Origin of the sequence: Pseudomonas sp. Z8(2022) (assembly GCF_025837155.1) — a bacterium.
Classification (GTDB): Bacteria; Pseudomonadota; Gammaproteobacteria; order Pseudomonadales; family Pseudomonadaceae; genus Aquipseudomonas.
Genome location: NZ_CP107549.1, coordinates 3384622 through 3399904 on the forward strand (window position 1 = coordinate 3384622; position 15283 = coordinate 3399904).

The following is a 15283-nucleotide window of genomic DNA, read 5'->3' on the forward strand; positions in this document are numbered from 1 at the left end:
TTTTTACCGGATACCATGAACACATCATCACGCCTGCACCAATGGTGCATCGCCTTTCTCCCCGACGCCCCGCACACGCGCCCTCGGGAATGGCTGCGCGCGGCACTCGGCGCCAGCCTGGGTTTCGTCTTCACCACCTGGCTGTGCAGCCAGCTGTTCGGCCCGCAGTTGGCCGTGCATTTCTCCGGCCCGCTGGCCGCCTCGGCGGTACTGCTGTTCGCCGTCTCTTCCGGCGCACTGGCGCAGCCCTGGTCGATTGTTGGCAGCTATCTGTGTGCAACGCTGGTTGGCGTATTGGTCGGCCAGCTGATCGGTCACAGCCTGCCCGGCGCTGCTCTGGCGATAGCGCTGAGTCTTTTGCTGATGTGTCCGCTGCGTTGCCTGCATCCACCGGGCGGCGCCATCGCCTTCTGCATGGTGTTCGCGCCGTCAGCGCCGAGCATAGAGGTCTGGTACCCGGCCCTGACGGTGGTGACCGCGGCGCTGGGTCTGCTTGGCAGCGCGCTGATTTACAACAACCTCACCGGCATGCGCTACCCGCGCCAGACCACACCGCCGGCCGATACTCACCACACCCGCGACCCGGTGCCCGGTGAGCGCGTGGGCATTCGCGACACCGACCTCGATCAGGCGCTCGATGAACTCGGCGCCTTTGTCGACGTGACGCGCGAAGACCTCGCCATGATCGTGAAAAGCACCGAACGCTACGCGCTGCGCCGGCGCATGGGCGACATCCGCGCCGGCCAGGTCATGTCACGCGACCTGATCTGCGCCACGCCGGGCACCAGCATCAAGCAGGGCCTGCACCTGCTGCGTCACCACCATCTCAAGGCGCTGCCGATCCTCGATCACAACCGCAAACTGGTCGGCATCGTCAGCCTCAGCGACCTGATCGCCCCGCTGCATCGCCGCCTGCCAAAGCGCATCGGCCTGTTCAGGCGGCGGCCCCGTCCGCGCCTGGGCGATCTGATGACCAGCCCGGTACGCTGCACCGACGTCGACACGCACGTGGTCGAGCTGATCGGCGTGCTGTCCGACCGTGGCCTGCACTGCCTGCCGGTACTGGAGAACGAGAAGCTGGTGGGCGTCATCACCCAGACGGACGTGATTGCGGCGTTGCAAAGAGAGCTGCTGGCCCACTTCGAGTGATTGCGTGAACTCATGACGCCGGCGATAGCAGCCCTTACACTGCCTGTCTGCCCGCTTGCTGAGCCCGCCACGCCATGGACATCGATCTGACCCGCACCTTTCTGGAAATCGTTCGCAGCGGCAGTTTCATTGCTGCCGCCGAACGCCTGCACGTTACCCAGACGGCCGTCACCGCTCGCGTCCAGAAACTCGAAGGCCACCTCAACTGCACGCTGTTCGTACGCAACCGTGCCGGGGCCAAGCTGACGGCCGACGGCGAAGCCTTCGTCGCCTACGCCAACCAGATACTGCAGACCTGGGAGGCGGCGCAGCGCGACCTGCCTCTGCCGGAGGGCTATCACAACGTCATCCACATCGGCGGCGAAGTCAGCCTGTGCAACCCGCTGATGCTGCGCTGGGTCAGCCGCATCCGCACCCATATCGACCAATACGCAGTGCACACCCACATCGCCGCCGGCCAGGAGCTGCTGCGCCAGCTGGAACTGGGCGTACTGGACGCCGCCCTGGTGTATCAGCCGCACTACTGGCCGGGCATGCAGGTGGAGCAGTTGCTCGAGGAAAAGCTGATCCTGGTGCGGGCGAAGAATCCGGAGCCCTACGTGTACATCGACTGGGGCGAGGCGTTTCGCCTGCAGCACGACAGCGCGCTACCTGACAAGGCCAAGGCAGCGGTGTCCTTCAACCTCGGGCCGCTGGCCCTGCAGTACATCCTCGAACATGGCGGCTCCGGCTACTTCCGCACGCGGGTGGTGCAGAGCTACCTGGACAAGAAGGTGCTCAAGCGCGTGCCCCGTGCGCCCGAGTTCAGCTACCCGACCTATCTGGTGTATTCCCGCGAGCGTGATTCGGCAGTGCTGCAGCAGTCGTTCGACCTGCTGCGCCAGATCATCGCCGAAGACACCGACTGGTCGCAGCGCTGGGACCCGATGATCTGAGCGGTACCTGAAACGAAATCGCCCCTCGTATGGAGGGGCGGTTCTTGTCGCTGCTTCGTCGAGGGCTGTTCAGAAGCTCATGCGGTAATGCACCGTATAGGCCTCTACACCATCGTTGGGCTTCTTCAGGCCGGCGTTGGAATAGTGGATCGCACGCAGGCCGATTTCCTGGCCGGCGAAGCGCAGACCGACACCGATACGGTCCTCGAACTGGAAGGAAGAACCCAGATCGTTGCTTTCCAGCTCGGTGCTGGAGAACGCAGCGACGCCGATACCGGCTTCGATATAGGGGCGCACGTTCTGCCCGGCGAACTCGTAAACGAATACCGGGGCGAAGGACAGGCTGTGGTTGCTCGCCGTATCGTCACCATCCCAATAGGTGTAACCCAGATCCCAATAGCCAGTCAGACGGCCGTAGCTGCTTTCCAGCCAGCTATGGTTCCAGTCCCACTGCGCGCCCAAACGATAAACCATTGTGGAGTCGCCACTCTGACCAATGGCCGCGGTTACATCCGCGGCCTGCGCAGCACCCAGAGTTCCGAACGTGAGGGCTGTTGCTGCGGCAAAGGCATACAACTTCTTCATGAGTCATTCCTTTTTAGCGAGGGTTTTTATCAGGCTGTGACAAAAATATAGAAGCATCCGATAACAGGGATAGCCTGATCGGAAAAAAATTCACTATATCGAAAGAACCTGGGCCTTTTCACCTAGTAAAATCGGCAAAACCCGGCGAAGTTGCGCCAGCTCCCCACTGCTCCAGTAACGCGTTTCCCCGGCCGGCAGCGTCGCCAGCAGATCGTTACGCGAGAGCAGGCGTTGCAACTGCCGCGCCACTGCCGCACCGGTATCGATCAGCGTTACCGACGCCGGTACCAGCTCACTCAGCAACGGACGCAGAAAGGGATAGTGGGTACAGCCTAGAATCAGCGTGTCGCAACCCTCGGCCAGCAGCGGCGTCACATAGCCCTGCAACAGTTCGCGCGTGGTCGGCGCCTGTAGTTCTCCCGCCTCGATGCACTCCACCAGCCCGGGACAGGGCTGGGTCACTACCCGCACGTCGTTGGCGAAGCGATCAAGCAGCGCGGCGAATCGGGCGCTCTTCAGCGTACCGGTGGTCGCCAGCACGCCGACCACGCCACTGCGCGTGGCTGCCGCGGCAGGCTTCACCGCAGGCTCCATGCCGACGATGGGCAGATTCGGATAACGTTCGCGCAACTCTGCAGCCGCAGCGGCAGTCGCGGTATTGCACGCCAGCACCAACGCCTTGGCACCTTGTGCCAGCAGATGTTCGGTGATCACCACGCAGCGCTCGCGAATGTACTCCGGGCTTTTCTCGCCGTAGGGCACATGGCCGCTGTCGGCCACGTAAAGCAGCGTCTCGTGGGGCAGCAGCTGGCGAATCTCGCGCAGTACCGACAGGCCGCCGACGCCTGAATCGAAAACGCCAACCGGCGCGTTACTGGGCATCGCCGCAAACACCGCAGGCCGGGTCACGCTTGACCCGCAACTCGCGAAAACGCGTACCCAGCGCGTCGATCAGCAGCAGGCGGCCCACCAGTGGCTCACCGAAACCGGCCAGCAACTTGAGCGCCTCCAGCGCCTGCAGGCTGCCGACCAGGCCAACCAGCGGACCGACCACCCCGGCCTCGCTGCAGGTCAGCTCGGCTTCGCTGCCATGGCCGTAAAGGCAGTGGTAGCAGGGGCTGGCCGCGTTGCGCGGATCGAATACCGACAACTGCCCTTCCAGGCGGATCGCCGCACCGGACACCAGCGGCTTGCCGGCCGCGACGCAGGCGGCGTTGACCGCCTCGCGGGTGGCGAAGTTGTCCGAGCAGTCCAGCACCAGATCGACGTTGCTCACCACGGCGACCAGCGAATCGGTGTCCAGTGCCTGACGATGCGGCACCAGCCTGATATGCGGGTTGATCGCTGCCAGGCGCGCCATGGCCGAATCCACCTTGGCCTGGCCGATGCTGGCGGTGTCGTGAGCGATCTGCCGCTGCAGGTTGGTCAGGTCCACCGTATCGAAGTCGGCCAGGTGCAACTCACCGACGCCGGCGGCGGCCAGGTACAGCGCCACCGGAGAGCCCAGCCCGCCCATGCCGACGATCAGCACGCGGCCCTGCCTGAGGCGCAGCTGCCCTTCCACATCGATCTGTTTCAGCAGAATCTGCCGGCTATAGCGCAGCAGTTCGTCATCGCTCAGCATCTGATCACTCACGGTCGAAACGTCCCAAACTGATGCGTTCGAGGCCTGCCAGGTCACGCCGGCTATGCACTTCGGCGAAGCCGGCGTCGCCGAGCAACCGTCGCACATCGCCGGCCTGGTCGAAACCATGTTCCAGCAGCAGCCAGCCACCCGGCAGCAGGTGCTCCGGCGCGGCCTGGATGATCGCACGAATATCGTCCAGACCGTCGCTGCCCGACACCAGCGCGCTGCTCGGCTCGAAGCGCACGTCCCCCTGGGCAAGGTGTCGGTCGTCGGCGCGGATATAGGGCGGGTTGCTCAGGATCAGGCCATAACGCCGCCCGGCCAGCGCGGAAAACCAGTGACTGAGCAGGAAGCCGGCATTTCCCAGTGCCAAGCGCTGACGGTTGCGCTCGGCCAGGGCCACTGCCTCCTCGACACGATCAACACCGGTCACCTGCCAGGCCGGACGTTCGCTGGCCAGGGCCAGGGCGATGGCGCCGGTGCCGGTGCCGAGGTCCAGTACCTCCAGCGGCGTCGCCGGCAGCAGGTCGAGCGCAGTTTCCACCAGCAGCTCGGTATCCGGGCGCGGAATCAGGGTGTGCGGCGCCACTTCCAGATCCAGACTCCAGAAGCCCTGATGGCCGAGGATATAGGCCACCGGCTCGCCCTGGCGGCGGCGCTGCAGACTCGCCTGAAACAACGCCAGCTGATCGGCATCCGGCTCACGCTCGGGCCAGGTCCGCAAGTAGCTGCGCGGCTTGTTCAGCGCGGCCGCCAGCAGCAGCTCGGCGTCCAGCCGTGGCGTGGGCGAGTCGGGAAGGTCGGCAGTGTCGAGCAGGGTTTCGATGGTGGCCATGGTGTTCTCGTAGCGCGGATGCCATCCGGGAAATCAGTCCCCGGATTGCATCCGGGCTCCGGCATTTTGCCCTCTCCGACTTGCCGGAGAGAGGAATGTCAGCGCAAGGGTAGCGGCGCGCCATGCGCACCGCAGCACTCAGTCGCCCAGCGCCGCCAACTGGTCGGCCTGGTATTCGGCCAGCAGCGGTTCGATCACTGCCTCCACGCCACCGGCCATGATTTCACTCAGCGAATACAGGGTCAGGTTGATGCGGTGATCGGTCACCCGGCCTTGCGGAAAGTTGTAGGTGCGGATGCGCTCGGAACGATCCCCCGAGCCCACCAGCAATTTGCGCGTCTCGGAGATTTCCTTGTGCGCAGCCGCCTCCTGCTGATCCTGCAGCTTGGCCGCCAGCCAGGCCATGGCCTTGGCGCGGTTCTTGTGCTGGGAGCGCTCTTCCTGGCATTCCACCACGGTGCCGGTGGGAATGTGGGTGATGCGGATCGCCGAGTCGGTGGTGTTGACGTGCTGACCACCGGCGCCAGAGCTGCGGAAGGTATCGACGCGCAGATCGGCCGGATTGATCTCGATGGCGGCCTGCTCGTCCGGCTCCGGCAATACCGCCACGGTGCAGGCGGAGGTGTGGATGCGGCCCTGGGATTCGGTTTCCGGCACACGCTGCACGCGATGGGCGCCGGACTCGAACTTGAGCTTGGCGTAGACATTGTCGCCCTCGACGCGGGCAATCACTTCCTTGAAACCGCCGTGCTCGCCCTCGTTGGCCGACAGCACCTCGACACGCCAGCCCTGCTTCTCGGCATAACGCGAGTACATGCGGAACAGGTCGCCGGAGAATATCGCCGCCTCGTCACCGCCAGTACCGGCGCGGATTTCCAGGTAGACGTTGCGACCGTCGTTGGGGTCCTTGGGCAGCAGCATGCGCTGCAACTTGTCTTCGAGGCTGGCCAGCGCTTCCTTGGCCTGTGCCACTTCTTCCTCGGCCATCTCGCGCAGATCCGGGTCGCTTTCCTTGAGCAGCGCCTGGGCGTCTTCTAGGTCGCCCTGCACCTTGCGCAGCTCGCGGAAGGTGGCGATCACCGGCTCGATCTCGGCGTACTCCCTGGAATAGGCGCGGAACTGGCTCTGCTTGGCAATCACCTCGGCGTCGCCGAGCAGCGCCGTCAGTTCCTCGAAGCGGTCGCTGAGGTTGTCCAGCTTGTTCAACAGTGAAGCTTTCATTGCAGACCTTTGTCCTGCGGCGCGCTCTCGTCGAGGGCGAACAATTCCTGGGCCAGGTTGAGCGCATCGACGCGCCCTTCGGCGGTAAGTTTCTTCATCCGCACGCTGGGCGCGTGCAGCAGCTTGTTGGTCAGGCCGCGCGCCAGCTGCGCCAGCACGTCTTCGGGATTGCCACCGTTGACCAGCAGGCGCTGGGCCTTGGCCAGCTCCTCGTCGCGCAGGCGCTCGGCCTGCTGGCGGTAGGCCTTGAGCACGTCCACCGCGGCCAGCTCGCGCAGGCGCTGCATGAAGTCTTCGGTGCCGGCGGCGACCAGTTCTTCGGCAGCCTGCGCCGCGCCCTGGCGGCTCTTGAGGTTTTCCTCGATGACCTCGTGCAGGTCATCGACGGTATAGAGGTAGACATCGTCCAGCTCGCCCACCTGCGGTTCGATATCGCGTGGTACGGCGATATCGACCATGAAGATCGGCTTGTGCCGGCGCTTCTTCAGCGCACGCTCCACCGCGCCCTTGCCGAGGATCGGCAGCTGGCTGGCGGTGGAGCTGATGACGATGTCGCTGTTGACCAGCTCGTCCGGAATGTCCGAGAGCAGCACCGCGTGCGCACCGAACTCCCCGGCCAGCTGGCTGGCACGCTCCAGGGTGCGGTTGGCGACGACGATGCGCTTGACGCCCTGGTCATGCAGGTGACGCGCCACCAGGCTGATGGTCTCACCGGCGCCGATAAGCAGCGCCTGGCTGCGGTTCAGGTTTGCGAAGATCTGCTTGGCCAGGCTGACTGCGGCAAAGGCCACGGACACCGGGTTCTCGCCGATGGCGGTATCGGTGCGCACGGTTTTGGCGGTGCTGAACGTGGCCTGGAACAGGCGCCCGAGCAGCGGGCCGACGGTGCCGGCCTCACGCGCCACTGCGTAGGCGGACTTGAGCTGACCGAGAATCTGCGGCTCGCCCAGCACCATGGAATCCAGACCGCAGGCCACGCGCATCATGTGGCGCACGGCGTCCTGCTCGCTGTGCACATAGGCACAGGCACGCAACTGGTCGACGCTCAGGCGGTGATAATCGGCCAGCCACTGCAGCACTTCGTCGCTGCTCAACTGCTCCTGCTCCAGGTACAGCTCGCTGCGGTTGCAGGTAGAGAGGATCGCTGCCTCACGACTGGGCGTCAGTCGGCACAGCTGCTGCAGCGCCTCGACCAGTTGCTCCGGGGTGAAGGCAACGCGCTCGCGCACCTCTACCGAGGCGGTCTTGTGATTGATACCGAGGGCGATAAAGGCCATGCAGGGTCGCTGAGGGGCAATACGGAAGCCGGCAATTGTCCTACTTCGCCCCCGAGAGAACAACTACCGCGACCTATTGTCCCAATAGACGGTTCGCCGCATCCTCCTGGCCAGTGGGCTTGCTCCAAGGCTTGTGTCATGATGCCGCGAACGTTGCAGGGCACGGGCCAGTACGGCCCCGCCCCGGAATAACGCACGACAAGGCACTATGAACAGACCCCTCGCGTTGCTCACCGCATTCGCTTTCCTCAGCGGCTGCCAAACCTTCGCCCCCAGCGAACCCGACGGTACGCCGCCGGTGCAGGAAGCCGATCAGATCACCCAGCCTGAACCGAGCGAATACGGCTCGTTCAGCCAGGAAACCCTGTTCGCTCTGCTCACCGCCGAGCTGGCCGGGCAACGCAACCGCTTCGACATCGCCCTCGGCAACTATGTGCAGCAGGCGCAGGTCACCGGCGATGCTGGCGTCGCCGAGCGCGCGTTCCGCATAGCCGAATACCTCGGTGCCGAACAGCCTGCGTTGGAAAGCGCGCTGATCTGGGCCCGCAACGCCCCCGGCAATATCGATGCACAACGCGCCGCTGCCGTGCAGCTGGCCCGCGCAGGTCGCTACGACGAATCCATGACTTATATGGAGCAGGTGCTGCAACGCCAGGGCGACACTCACTTCGACTTCCTTGCCCTGTCCGCCGCGGAAACCGACCCGGACACCCGCGCCGGACTGCTACAGGGCTTCGACCGCCTGTTGGCGAAGAATCCGGACAACAGCCAGCTGCTGTTCGGCAAGGCCATCCTCCTGCAACAGGACGGGCGCGCCGCAGAAGCCCTGGAGCTGCTTGAAGACAGCGCCGCGAGCAGCAACGAGGTGTCGCCGATCCTGCTGCGCGCGCGCCTGCTGCAAAGCCTCGGCCGTGGCGACGAAGCCCTGCCGCTATTGCAGAAGGGCATTCGCAAGAACCCCGACGACAAGCGCCTGCGCCTGACCTATGCGCGCCAGCTGGTGGAACAGGACCGCCTCGACGACGCCAAGGGCGAGTTCTCCAAGCTGGTGCATGAAAACCCCAACGACGACGACCTGCGCTTCTCCCTGGCGCTGGTGTGCCTGGAAGCCGAGGCCTGGGAAGAGGCCATCGTCTACCTGGAAGAGCTGGTCGAACGCCGCAGCCATGTCGACGCTGCCCATTACAACCTCGGTCGTGCCTACGAGGCGCTGAACGATAGCGACAGCGCCCTGCAGGAATATGCCCTGGTCGGCCCGAGCAACGACTACCTGCCGGCCCAGCAGCGCCAGACCGAGCTGCTGATCACCCAGCAACGCGGTGAAGAAGCCAGCGCGCGCCTGGCCCAGGCCCGCGATGCCCAGCCGGATTACGCCATCCAGCTGTACCTGATCGAGGCCGAAGGGCTGAGCAACAGCGGCCAGATCGAGCCGGCCTGGAAGACCATCAGCGAGGGCCTGGAGCAGTACCCCAATGATCTGAACCTGCTCTACACCCGCGCCATGCTGGCAGAAAAACGCGATGATCTGCCCCAGCTGGAAACCGACCTGCGCTACATCATCGAACGCGAGCCGGAACATGCCATGGCGCTCAATGCCCTCGGCTACACCCTGGCCGACCGCACCACGCGCTACGAAGAAGCGCGCGAGCTGATCGCCAAGGCGCACCAGCTCAACCCGGATGATCCGGCAATTCTCGACAGCCTCGGCTGGGTCAACTATCGCCTGGGCAATCTCGACGAGGCCGAACGTCTGCTGCGCCGGGCGCTGAAAAAATTCCCCGACCACGAAGTCGCTGCCCACCTCGGTGAGGTGCTCTGGGCTCAGGGCAAGCAGCGTGAAGCCCGCAGCGTCTGGCGCGAAGCCCTGAGTGCGACGCCCGACAGCTCCATCCTGCGCGACACCCTGTTGCGCCTGACCGGTTCCGAGACCCTCTGATGCTTCGTCACCTGCTCGTATTCAGCCTCATCGCCCTGCTCGCCGGTTGCGCCGGCCTTACCTCGCGCGAAGCGCTGGAAGGTCAGGGCGACCCCGACCAGTGGAAGGCCCACAAACAGCAGATCAGCCAGCTCGACGGTTGGCAGATCAATGGCAAGATCGGCATCCGTGCCCCCCGCGACTCCGGCAGTGCCACGCTGTTCTGGCTGCAGCGCCAGGACTACTACGACATTCGCCTGTCCGGCCCGCTGGGCGGTGGCGCCGCGCGCCTGACTGGCCGCCCGGGCGATATCCTGCTGGAAGTATCCAACCGCGGCCGCTTCCGCGCCGAATCCCCGGAGGCACTGCTGCGCGAGCAGCTACGCCTGGATCTGCCGGTGTCCAACCTGCTCTGGTGGATTCGCGGCCTGCCCGCCCCGGACAGCCGCAGTCGTATCACCCTCGATGGCGAAAGCCACCTGTCGCAGCTGCAACAGGACGGCTGGAAGGTCGAGTACCTGCGCTACACCGAACAGAACGGCTATGCCCTGCCGGAGCGCCTGAAGCTCTACGGCCAGGACCTGGAAGTGACCCTGGTGATCAAGGACTGGCAGCCGCGGCAATTGGGGCAGTAACCTCGTTTTACTGCGCGCGAGCACCAAACCCACCCTGCAGGAGCGGCTTCAGCCGCGAGCCGCCGATACAGTAGAGAATGCACGGTCAGTTCCCCTCTCCCCCGTTTACGGAAGAGCGGTTAGCCGTAGCCCGGATGAAATCCGGGAACCATCGCCACCTAGCCCCGGACTGCATCCGGACTACGAACCGGCATTTCGGCTAAAGCCGCTCCTACGGGGGAGGCCGTGGTGTTTGCAGGAGCGGCTGGTCGGCGTTCCGTTTCAGCCGCGATGCTCCTCTGACTCACCGCAACTGCCGATGCATTTCCCGAATACAATCGCCTCATGCCTCACGACGACGCCCCTGCCACGACCATGACCGCCATCCCCGCCCAAGCCGAACTGATCCTGCCCGCCCCGGCCAAGCTCAACCTGATGCTGCACATCCTCGGTCGCCGCGCCGATGGCTATCACGAGCTGCAGACCCTGTTCCAGTTTCTCGACCATGGCGACGAACTCGGTTTCAGCGTGCGCCAGGATGGCGAGATCCACCTGCACACGCCCATCGAAGGCGTGCCGCATGACAGCAACCTGATCGTGCGCGCCGCCAGGCTTCTACAGCAGGCTTCGGGCACCGCGCTGGGCGCCGACATCTGGCTGGACAAACGCCTGCCCATGGGCGGCGGCATCGGCGGTGGCAGCTCGGATGCAGCTACCACGCTGGTCGGCCTCGATCACCTGTGGAACACCCGGCTTGGCGAAGACCGCCTGGCCGAACTGGGCCTGAGCCTGGGCGCCGACGTACCGGTATTCGTGCGCGGCCGCGCCGCTTTCGCCGAGGGTGTTGGCGAGCGCCTGACACCGGTGGAACTGGATGAACCCTGGTTCCTCGTCGCCGTGCCGCAAGTCTTTGTAAGCACAGCAGAAGTTTTCGGCTCGCCCGAGTTGACACGGGATACGCCGCCCATTAAAGTTCGCAGCCTTCTTGCGGGGGGTGGTCGAAACGACTGCCAGCCGGTGGTAGAGAAGCGTTACCCCGAAGTTCGTAACGCTTTGATCTTGTTGAACAAATTTGTTTCAGCTAGATTGACCGGCACTGGAGCTTGCGTATTTGGGAGCTTCCCAAATCGGGACGATGCTGATAAAGTCGCCCGCCATCTTCCAGGCACTCTGCCGAGCTTCGTAGCTCAAGGTCGCAACATCTCGATGCTGCACCGACGGCTTCAGGCACAGGCCAAGAAGTGAATGCTCAGCATTCGGTTATACGATACAGGGGCGTCGCCAAGCGGTAAGGCACCAGGTTTTGATCCTGGCATGCGTTGGTTCGAATCCAGCCGCCCCTGCCATAACCTCCTCCGGGAGGCATCGGAAACCGGATCAAAAGCATTCGACACAGAATATAGGGGCGTCGCCAAGCGGTAAGGCACCAGGTTTTGATCCTGGCATGCGTTGGTTCGAATCCAGCCGCCCCTGCCATTTTCCATACCCATCCAGGTATACCCTCAGCCGGCAGGTACTGCGCGTGTCCAAGATGATGGTCTTCACGGGGAACGCAAACCCCGACCTGGCGCGACGGATCGTACGTCAGCTGCACATTCCCCTCGGCGATGCTTCGGTCGGTAAGTTTTCCGACGGCGAAGTCATGATCGAAATCAACGAAAATGTCCGCGGCAAGGACGTCTTCCTGATTCAGCCGACCTGTGCACCAACCAACGACAACCTGATGGAACTGGTCGTGATGGCCGATGCCTTCCGTCGTTCCTCGGCTACCCGCATCACCGCGGTTGTCCCCTACTTCGGTTACGCCCGCCAGGACCGCCGTCCGCGCTCCGCTCGCGTGGCGATCAGCGCCAAAGTGGTTGCCGACATGCTCACCGTGGTCGGTATCGACCGCGTGCTGACCGTCGACCTGCACGCTGACCAGATCCAGGGCTTCTTCGACATACCGGTGGACAACATCTACGGTTCCCCGGTCCTGGTCGATGACATCGAGGATCAACGTTTCGAAAACCTGATGATCGTCTCTCCGGACATCGGTGGCGTGGTTCGCGCCCGCGCCGTGGCCAAGAGCCTCGGCGTCGACCTGGCGATCATCGACAAACGTCGCGAGAAGGCCAACCAGTCCGAAGTGATGCACATCATCGGTGACGTCGAAGGCCGTACCTGCATCCTTGTCGACGACATGGTCGACACTGCCGGTACCCTGTGCCACGCCGCCAAAGCGCTGAAAGAGCGCGGTGCCGCCAAGGTCTACGCCTACTGCACCCACCCGGTGCTGTCCGGCCGCGCCATCGAGAACATCGAAAATTCCTCGCTGGACGAGCTGGTGGTGACCAACACCATCCCGCTGTCCGCTGCGGCGCAGTCCTGCTCGCGCATTCGCCAGCTCGACATCGCCCCGGTCGTTGCCGAAGCGGTCCGCCGTATCAGCAACGAAGAATCGATCAGCGCCATGTTCCGCTAAGCGGAACAGGCCAGATCACACTGCCCCGCCTCGCGCGGGGCTTTTTGCCCTACCGCCCGAGGCTGGTCGCAAGCCACAAGGCGGTTTGGTTATTTTGGAGAAGTGAAATGACTGTTGAATTTACCCTGAGCGCTGAAGTGCGTTCCGACCTGGGGAAAGGTGCGAGCCGCCGCCTGCGTCGTAACGTGTCCATGGTTCCTGCCGTGATCTACGGTGGCGAGAAAGCCCCGCTATCCATCAGCCTGCTGGCCAAAGACCTGGCCAAGCTGCTGGAAAACGAAGCTGCCTTCAGCCACGTTCTGAACCTGAACGTTGACGGCACCAAAGAAAGCGTCGTGATCAAGGCCCTGCAGCGCCACCCGGCCAAAGGCTTCGTCCTGCACGCTGACTTCCAACGCGTCGTTGCCGGCCAGAAGCTGAGCGCTCACGTCCCCCTGCACTTCATCAACGAAGCCACTTCCGTTGGTGTGAAGCAGCAAGGTGGCGAGATTTCCCACACCGTCAACGAAGTCGAAGTTTCCTGCCTGCCGAAAGACCTGCCGGAATTCATCGAAGTCGACATGGCTGCCGTAGAAGTTGGCCAGACTGTCCACATGTCCAACCTGAAGCTGCCGAAAGGCGTTGAGCTGGTGGCTCTGGCCCACGGTAACGACCTGGCCATCGCCAACATTCACGCCTCCCGCGTGAAGGCTGAAGAAGAAGGCGAAGGCGCTGCCGAGTAATCGCAGCGCGGAACCCGTCCGGCAGGCGATCACGCCGGACGATTTCCTCAAAAGGGCTCCTGTATGACTGCCGTACAACTGATCGTTGGCCTGGGTAACCCCGGCCCCGAATACGACCAGACCCGGCACAATGCGGGGGCCCTTTTCGTTGAGCGCGTGGCCGCCAGCCAGCGCGTCAACCTCAGCGTTGATCGCAAGTATTTCGGCCTGGTGGGCAAGTTCAACCACCAGGGGCGCGAAGTTCGTCTGCTCATCCCCACCACCTACATGAACCGCAGCGGCCAGTCCGTGGCGGCATTGGCCAATTTCTTCAAGATCAAACCCGAAGAAATCCTGGTGGCCCACGACGAACTCGACATGCCGCCCGGCGTCGCCAAGCTCAAACAGGGCGGCGGTCACGGCGGGCACAACGGCCTGCGCGACATCATCGCCCAGCTCGGCAACCAGAATAACTTCCATCGCCTGCGGCTCGGCATCGGCCACCCGGGGCATGCCAGCCTGGTATCCGGCTACGTGCTCGGACGCGCCCCACGCAGCGAACAGGAACTGCTCGACAAGAGCATCGACTTCGCCCTGGAGGTCCTGCCGGAAATACTCGCCGGCGACTGGACCGTGGCCATGCGCAAACTGCATAGCCAGAAGGCCACCAAGTAACCACCTTTCCCCCGAGGGACACACCATGGGATTCAACTGCGGCATCGTAGGCCTGCCCAACGTCGGCAAGTCCACCCTGTTCAACGCCCTCACCAAGTCCGGCATCGCCGCAGAAAACTTCCCCTTCTGCACCATCGAGCCGAACAGCGGCATCGTGCCCATGCCCGACCCGCGCCTGGATGCGCTGGCCGAGATCGTAAAGCCCGAGAAGGTCATCCCCACCACCATGGAATTCGTCGACATCGCCGGCCTGGTAGCGGGAGCGTCGAAAGGTGAAGGCCTGGGCAACAAGTTCCTCGCCAACATCCGCGAGACCGACGCCATCGCCCACGTGGTGCGCTGCTTCGAAGACGAGAACGTCATCCACGTCGCCAACAGCGTCGACCCCAAGCGCGACATCGAGATCATCGACCTCGAACTGATCATGGCCGACCTCGACAGCTGCGAGAAGCAGCTGCAGCGCGTTGCCCGTACCGCCAAGGGCGGCGACAAGGAATCGGTGGCGCAGAAAGCCCTGCTGGAAAAGCTCATCCCGCACCTCACCGAAGGCAAGCCGGCGCGCAGCCTGCTCAAGGACCTCGGTGACGAAGAGAAGCGCCTGGCCAGGACCTTCCACCTGCTCACCACCAAGCCGGTGATGTACATCGCCAACGTCGCCGAAGACGGCTTCGAGAACAACCCCCATCTCGACGTGGTAAAAGCCATCGCCGAAGAAGAAGGCGCCATCGTCGTGCCGGTGTGCAACAAGATCGAAGCCGAGATCGCCGAACTGGACGATCCCGAAGAGATGCAGATGTTCCTCGAAACCATGGGCATGGAAGAGCCGGGCCTGAACCGCGTGATCCGCGCCGGTTACTCGCTGCTCAACCTGCAGACCTACTTCACCGCTGGCGTGAAGGAAGTGCGCGCCTGGACCGTCCGCATCGGCGCCACTGCCCCGCAGGCCGCCGCCGTGATCCACACCGACTTCGAGAAAGGCTTCATCCGCGCCGAAGTGGTCGCCTATGACGACTTTATCGCCTACAAGGGCGAAGCCGGCGCCAAGGAAGCCGGCAAATGGCGCCTGGAAGGCAAGGACTACATCGTCAAGGACGGCGACGTGATGCATTTCCGCTTCAACGTTTGATCGTTGTAGGTAGCGCATAGACAAAACCCCGCCTTGGCGGGGTTTTGTTGTTTTGGGATGTGGAATTGCCGAGTGGCGGCTGCCGGACCGGGCATTATGAAGAAGCGCCATATCCCTCGGTAGCAGCTGGATACCAGTAAGTTCGAGTTCTGTAGGCGC

At 63.7% G+C, this 15283-nt stretch carries 15 protein-coding genes and 2 tRNA genes; 11 read left to right on the forward strand and 6 right to left on the reverse strand.

What is annotated here, in order from left to right:
• Window positions 1-15 precede the first annotated feature (15 nt).
• On the forward strand, window positions 16-1149 hold the full coding sequence (locus OEG79_RS16200) for an HPP family protein (protein WP_264145986.1): 1134 nt from the start codon (window positions 16-18) through the stop codon (window positions 1147-1149).
• A 74-nt stretch (window positions 1150-1223) separates the two neighbouring features.
• Window positions 1224-2084: a LysR family transcriptional regulator gene (locus tag OEG79_RS16205; protein WP_264145987.1), complete on the forward strand. Its 861-nt coding sequence runs from the start codon at window positions 1224-1226 to the stop codon at window positions 2082-2084.
• Window positions 2085-2153: 69 nt separating this feature from the next.
• Here OEG79_RS16205 and OEG79_RS16210 read toward each other — a convergent pair whose 3' ends face one another.
• The 6 genes from OEG79_RS16210 to hemA form a co-directional block, all read right to left on the reverse strand.
• Complete coding sequence (locus OEG79_RS16210; protein WP_264145988.1) at window positions 2154-2669, reverse strand: acyloxyacyl hydrolase; 516 nt, start codon at window positions 2667-2669, stop codon at window positions 2154-2156.
• 93 nt (window positions 2670-2762) lie between these two features.
• A complete protein-coding gene (murI, locus tag OEG79_RS16215) occupies window positions 2763-3551 on the reverse strand; it encodes a glutamate racemase (RefSeq protein WP_264145989.1) in 789 nt (262 codons plus the stop codon).
• The gene (locus tag OEG79_RS16220) at window positions 3541-4293 is read right to left on the reverse strand and encodes a molybdopterin-synthase adenylyltransferase MoeB (protein ID WP_264148736.1); all 753 of its coding nucleotides are present in this window, start codon (window positions 4291-4293) and stop codon (window positions 3541-3543) included. The genes murI and OEG79_RS16220 overlap by 11 nt, the downstream gene beginning before the upstream one ends.
• A 4-nt stretch (window positions 4294-4297) precedes the next feature.
• Window positions 4298-5131 (reverse strand): peptide chain release factor N(5)-glutamine methyltransferase, encoded by an 834-nt coding sequence (prmC, locus tag OEG79_RS16225; RefSeq protein WP_264145990.1) that lies wholly within the window; start codon window positions 5129-5131, stop codon window positions 4298-4300.
• Window positions 5132-5269: 138 nt separating this feature from the next.
• Window positions 5270-6352 carry a peptide chain release factor 1 gene (gene prfA, locus OEG79_RS16230; RefSeq protein ID WP_264145991.1) on the reverse strand — a complete coding sequence of 361 codons (1083 nt, stop codon included), beginning with the start codon at window positions 6350-6352 and terminating at the stop codon, window positions 5270-5272.
• Window positions 6349-7629, reverse strand: a complete 1281-nt coding sequence (gene hemA, locus OEG79_RS16235) for a glutamyl-tRNA reductase (RefSeq protein ID WP_264145992.1) — start codon at window positions 7627-7629, stop codon at window positions 6349-6351. The genes prfA and hemA overlap by 4 nt, the downstream gene beginning before the upstream one ends.
• A gap of 208 nt (window positions 7630-7837) precedes the next feature.
• On the opposite strand from hemA, the gene OEG79_RS16240 reads away from it, so the two are divergent.
• The 9 genes from OEG79_RS16240 to ychF all read left to right on the forward strand — a co-directional run bounded on the left by OEG79_RS16240 (window position 7838) and on the right by ychF (window position 15124).
• On the forward strand, window positions 7838-9565 hold the full coding sequence (locus tag OEG79_RS16240) for a tetratricopeptide repeat protein (RefSeq protein ID WP_264145993.1): 1728 nt from the start codon (window positions 7838-7840) through the stop codon (window positions 9563-9565).
• Window positions 9562-10179 (forward strand): lipoprotein insertase outer membrane protein LolB, encoded by a 618-nt coding sequence (gene lolB / locus OEG79_RS16245; protein WP_264148737.1) that lies wholly within the window; start codon window positions 9562-9564, stop codon window positions 10177-10179. The genes OEG79_RS16240 and lolB overlap by 4 nt, the downstream gene beginning before the upstream one ends.
• Window positions 10180-10533: 354 nt before the next feature.
• Window positions 10534-11403 (forward strand): 4-(cytidine 5'-diphospho)-2-C-methyl-D-erythritol kinase, encoded by an 870-nt coding sequence (ispE, locus tag OEG79_RS16250; protein WP_264148738.1) that lies wholly within the window; start codon window positions 10534-10536, stop codon window positions 11401-11403.
• A gap of 26 nt (window positions 11404-11429) precedes the next feature.
• A tRNA-Gln gene (locus OEG79_RS16255) sits at window positions 11430-11504 on the forward strand.
• Window positions 11505-11559: 55 nt separating this feature from the next.
• A tRNA-Gln gene (locus tag OEG79_RS16260) sits at window positions 11560-11634 on the forward strand.
• A 46-nt stretch (window positions 11635-11680) separates the two neighbouring features.
• Window positions 11681-12622, forward strand: coding sequence for a ribose-phosphate pyrophosphokinase (locus OEG79_RS16265; protein WP_264145994.1), 942 nt, complete (start codon window positions 11681-11683; stop codon window positions 12620-12622).
• Window positions 12623-12729: 107 nt separating this feature from the next.
• Entirely contained in the window at window positions 12730-13344 is a 615-nt protein-coding gene (locus OEG79_RS16270) for a 50S ribosomal protein L25/general stress protein Ctc (RefSeq protein WP_264145995.1), read from the forward strand.
• A gap of 63 nt (window positions 13345-13407) precedes the next feature.
• On the forward strand, window positions 13408-13998 hold the full coding sequence (pth, locus tag OEG79_RS16275; protein ID WP_264145996.1) for an aminoacyl-tRNA hydrolase: 591 nt from the start codon (window positions 13408-13410) through the stop codon (window positions 13996-13998).
• Between the two features lie 25 nt (window positions 13999-14023).
• A complete protein-coding gene (gene ychF, locus OEG79_RS16280; protein ID WP_264145997.1) occupies window positions 14024-15124 on the forward strand; it encodes a redox-regulated ATPase YchF in 1101 nt (366 codons plus the stop codon).
• Window positions 15125-15283 lie beyond the last annotated feature (159 nt).

Bases quoted from the DNA above. Each gene is read 5' to 3' on its own strand.
- OEG79_RS16200 (WP_264145986.1), top strand. From the start codon at position 16: ATGAACACATCATCACGCCTGCACCAATGGTGCATCGCCTTTCTCCCC.
- OEG79_RS16205 (WP_264145987.1), top strand. From the start codon at position 1,224: ATGGACATCGATCTGACCCGCACCTTTCTGGAAATCGTTCGCAGCGGC.
- OEG79_RS16210 (WP_264145988.1), bottom strand. From the start codon at position 2,669: ATGAAGAAGTTGTATGCCTTTGCCGCAGCAACAGCCCTCACGTTCGGA.
- murI (WP_264145989.1), bottom strand. From the start codon at position 3,551: ATGCCCAGTAACGCGCCGGTTGGCGTTTTCGATTCAGGCGTCGGCGGC.
- OEG79_RS16220 (WP_264148736.1), bottom strand. From the start codon at position 4,293: ATGCTGAGCGATGACGAACTGCTGCGCTATAGCCGGCAGATTCTGCTG.
- prmC (WP_264145990.1), bottom strand. From the start codon at position 5,131: ATGGCCACCATCGAAACCCTGCTCGACACTGCCGACCTTCCCGACTCG.
- prfA (WP_264145991.1), bottom strand. From the start codon at position 6,352: ATGAAAGCTTCACTGTTGAACAAGCTGGACAACCTCAGCGACCGCTTC.
- hemA (WP_264145992.1), bottom strand. From the start codon at position 7,629: ATGGCCTTTATCGCCCTCGGTATCAATCACAAGACCGCCTCGGTAGAG.
- OEG79_RS16240 (WP_264145993.1), top strand. From the start codon at position 7,838: ATGAACAGACCCCTCGCGTTGCTCACCGCATTCGCTTTCCTCAGCGGC.
- ispE (WP_264148738.1), top strand. From the start codon at position 10,534: ATGACCGCCATCCCCGCCCAAGCCGAACTGATCCTGCCCGCCCCGGCC.
- OEG79_RS16270 (WP_264145995.1), top strand. From the start codon at position 12,730: ATGACTGTTGAATTTACCCTGAGCGCTGAAGTGCGTTCCGACCTGGGG.
- pth (WP_264145996.1), top strand. From the start codon at position 13,408: ATGACTGCCGTACAACTGATCGTTGGCCTGGGTAACCCCGGCCCCGAA.
- ychF (WP_264145997.1), top strand. From the start codon at position 14,024: ATGGGATTCAACTGCGGCATCGTAGGCCTGCCCAACGTCGGCAAGTCC.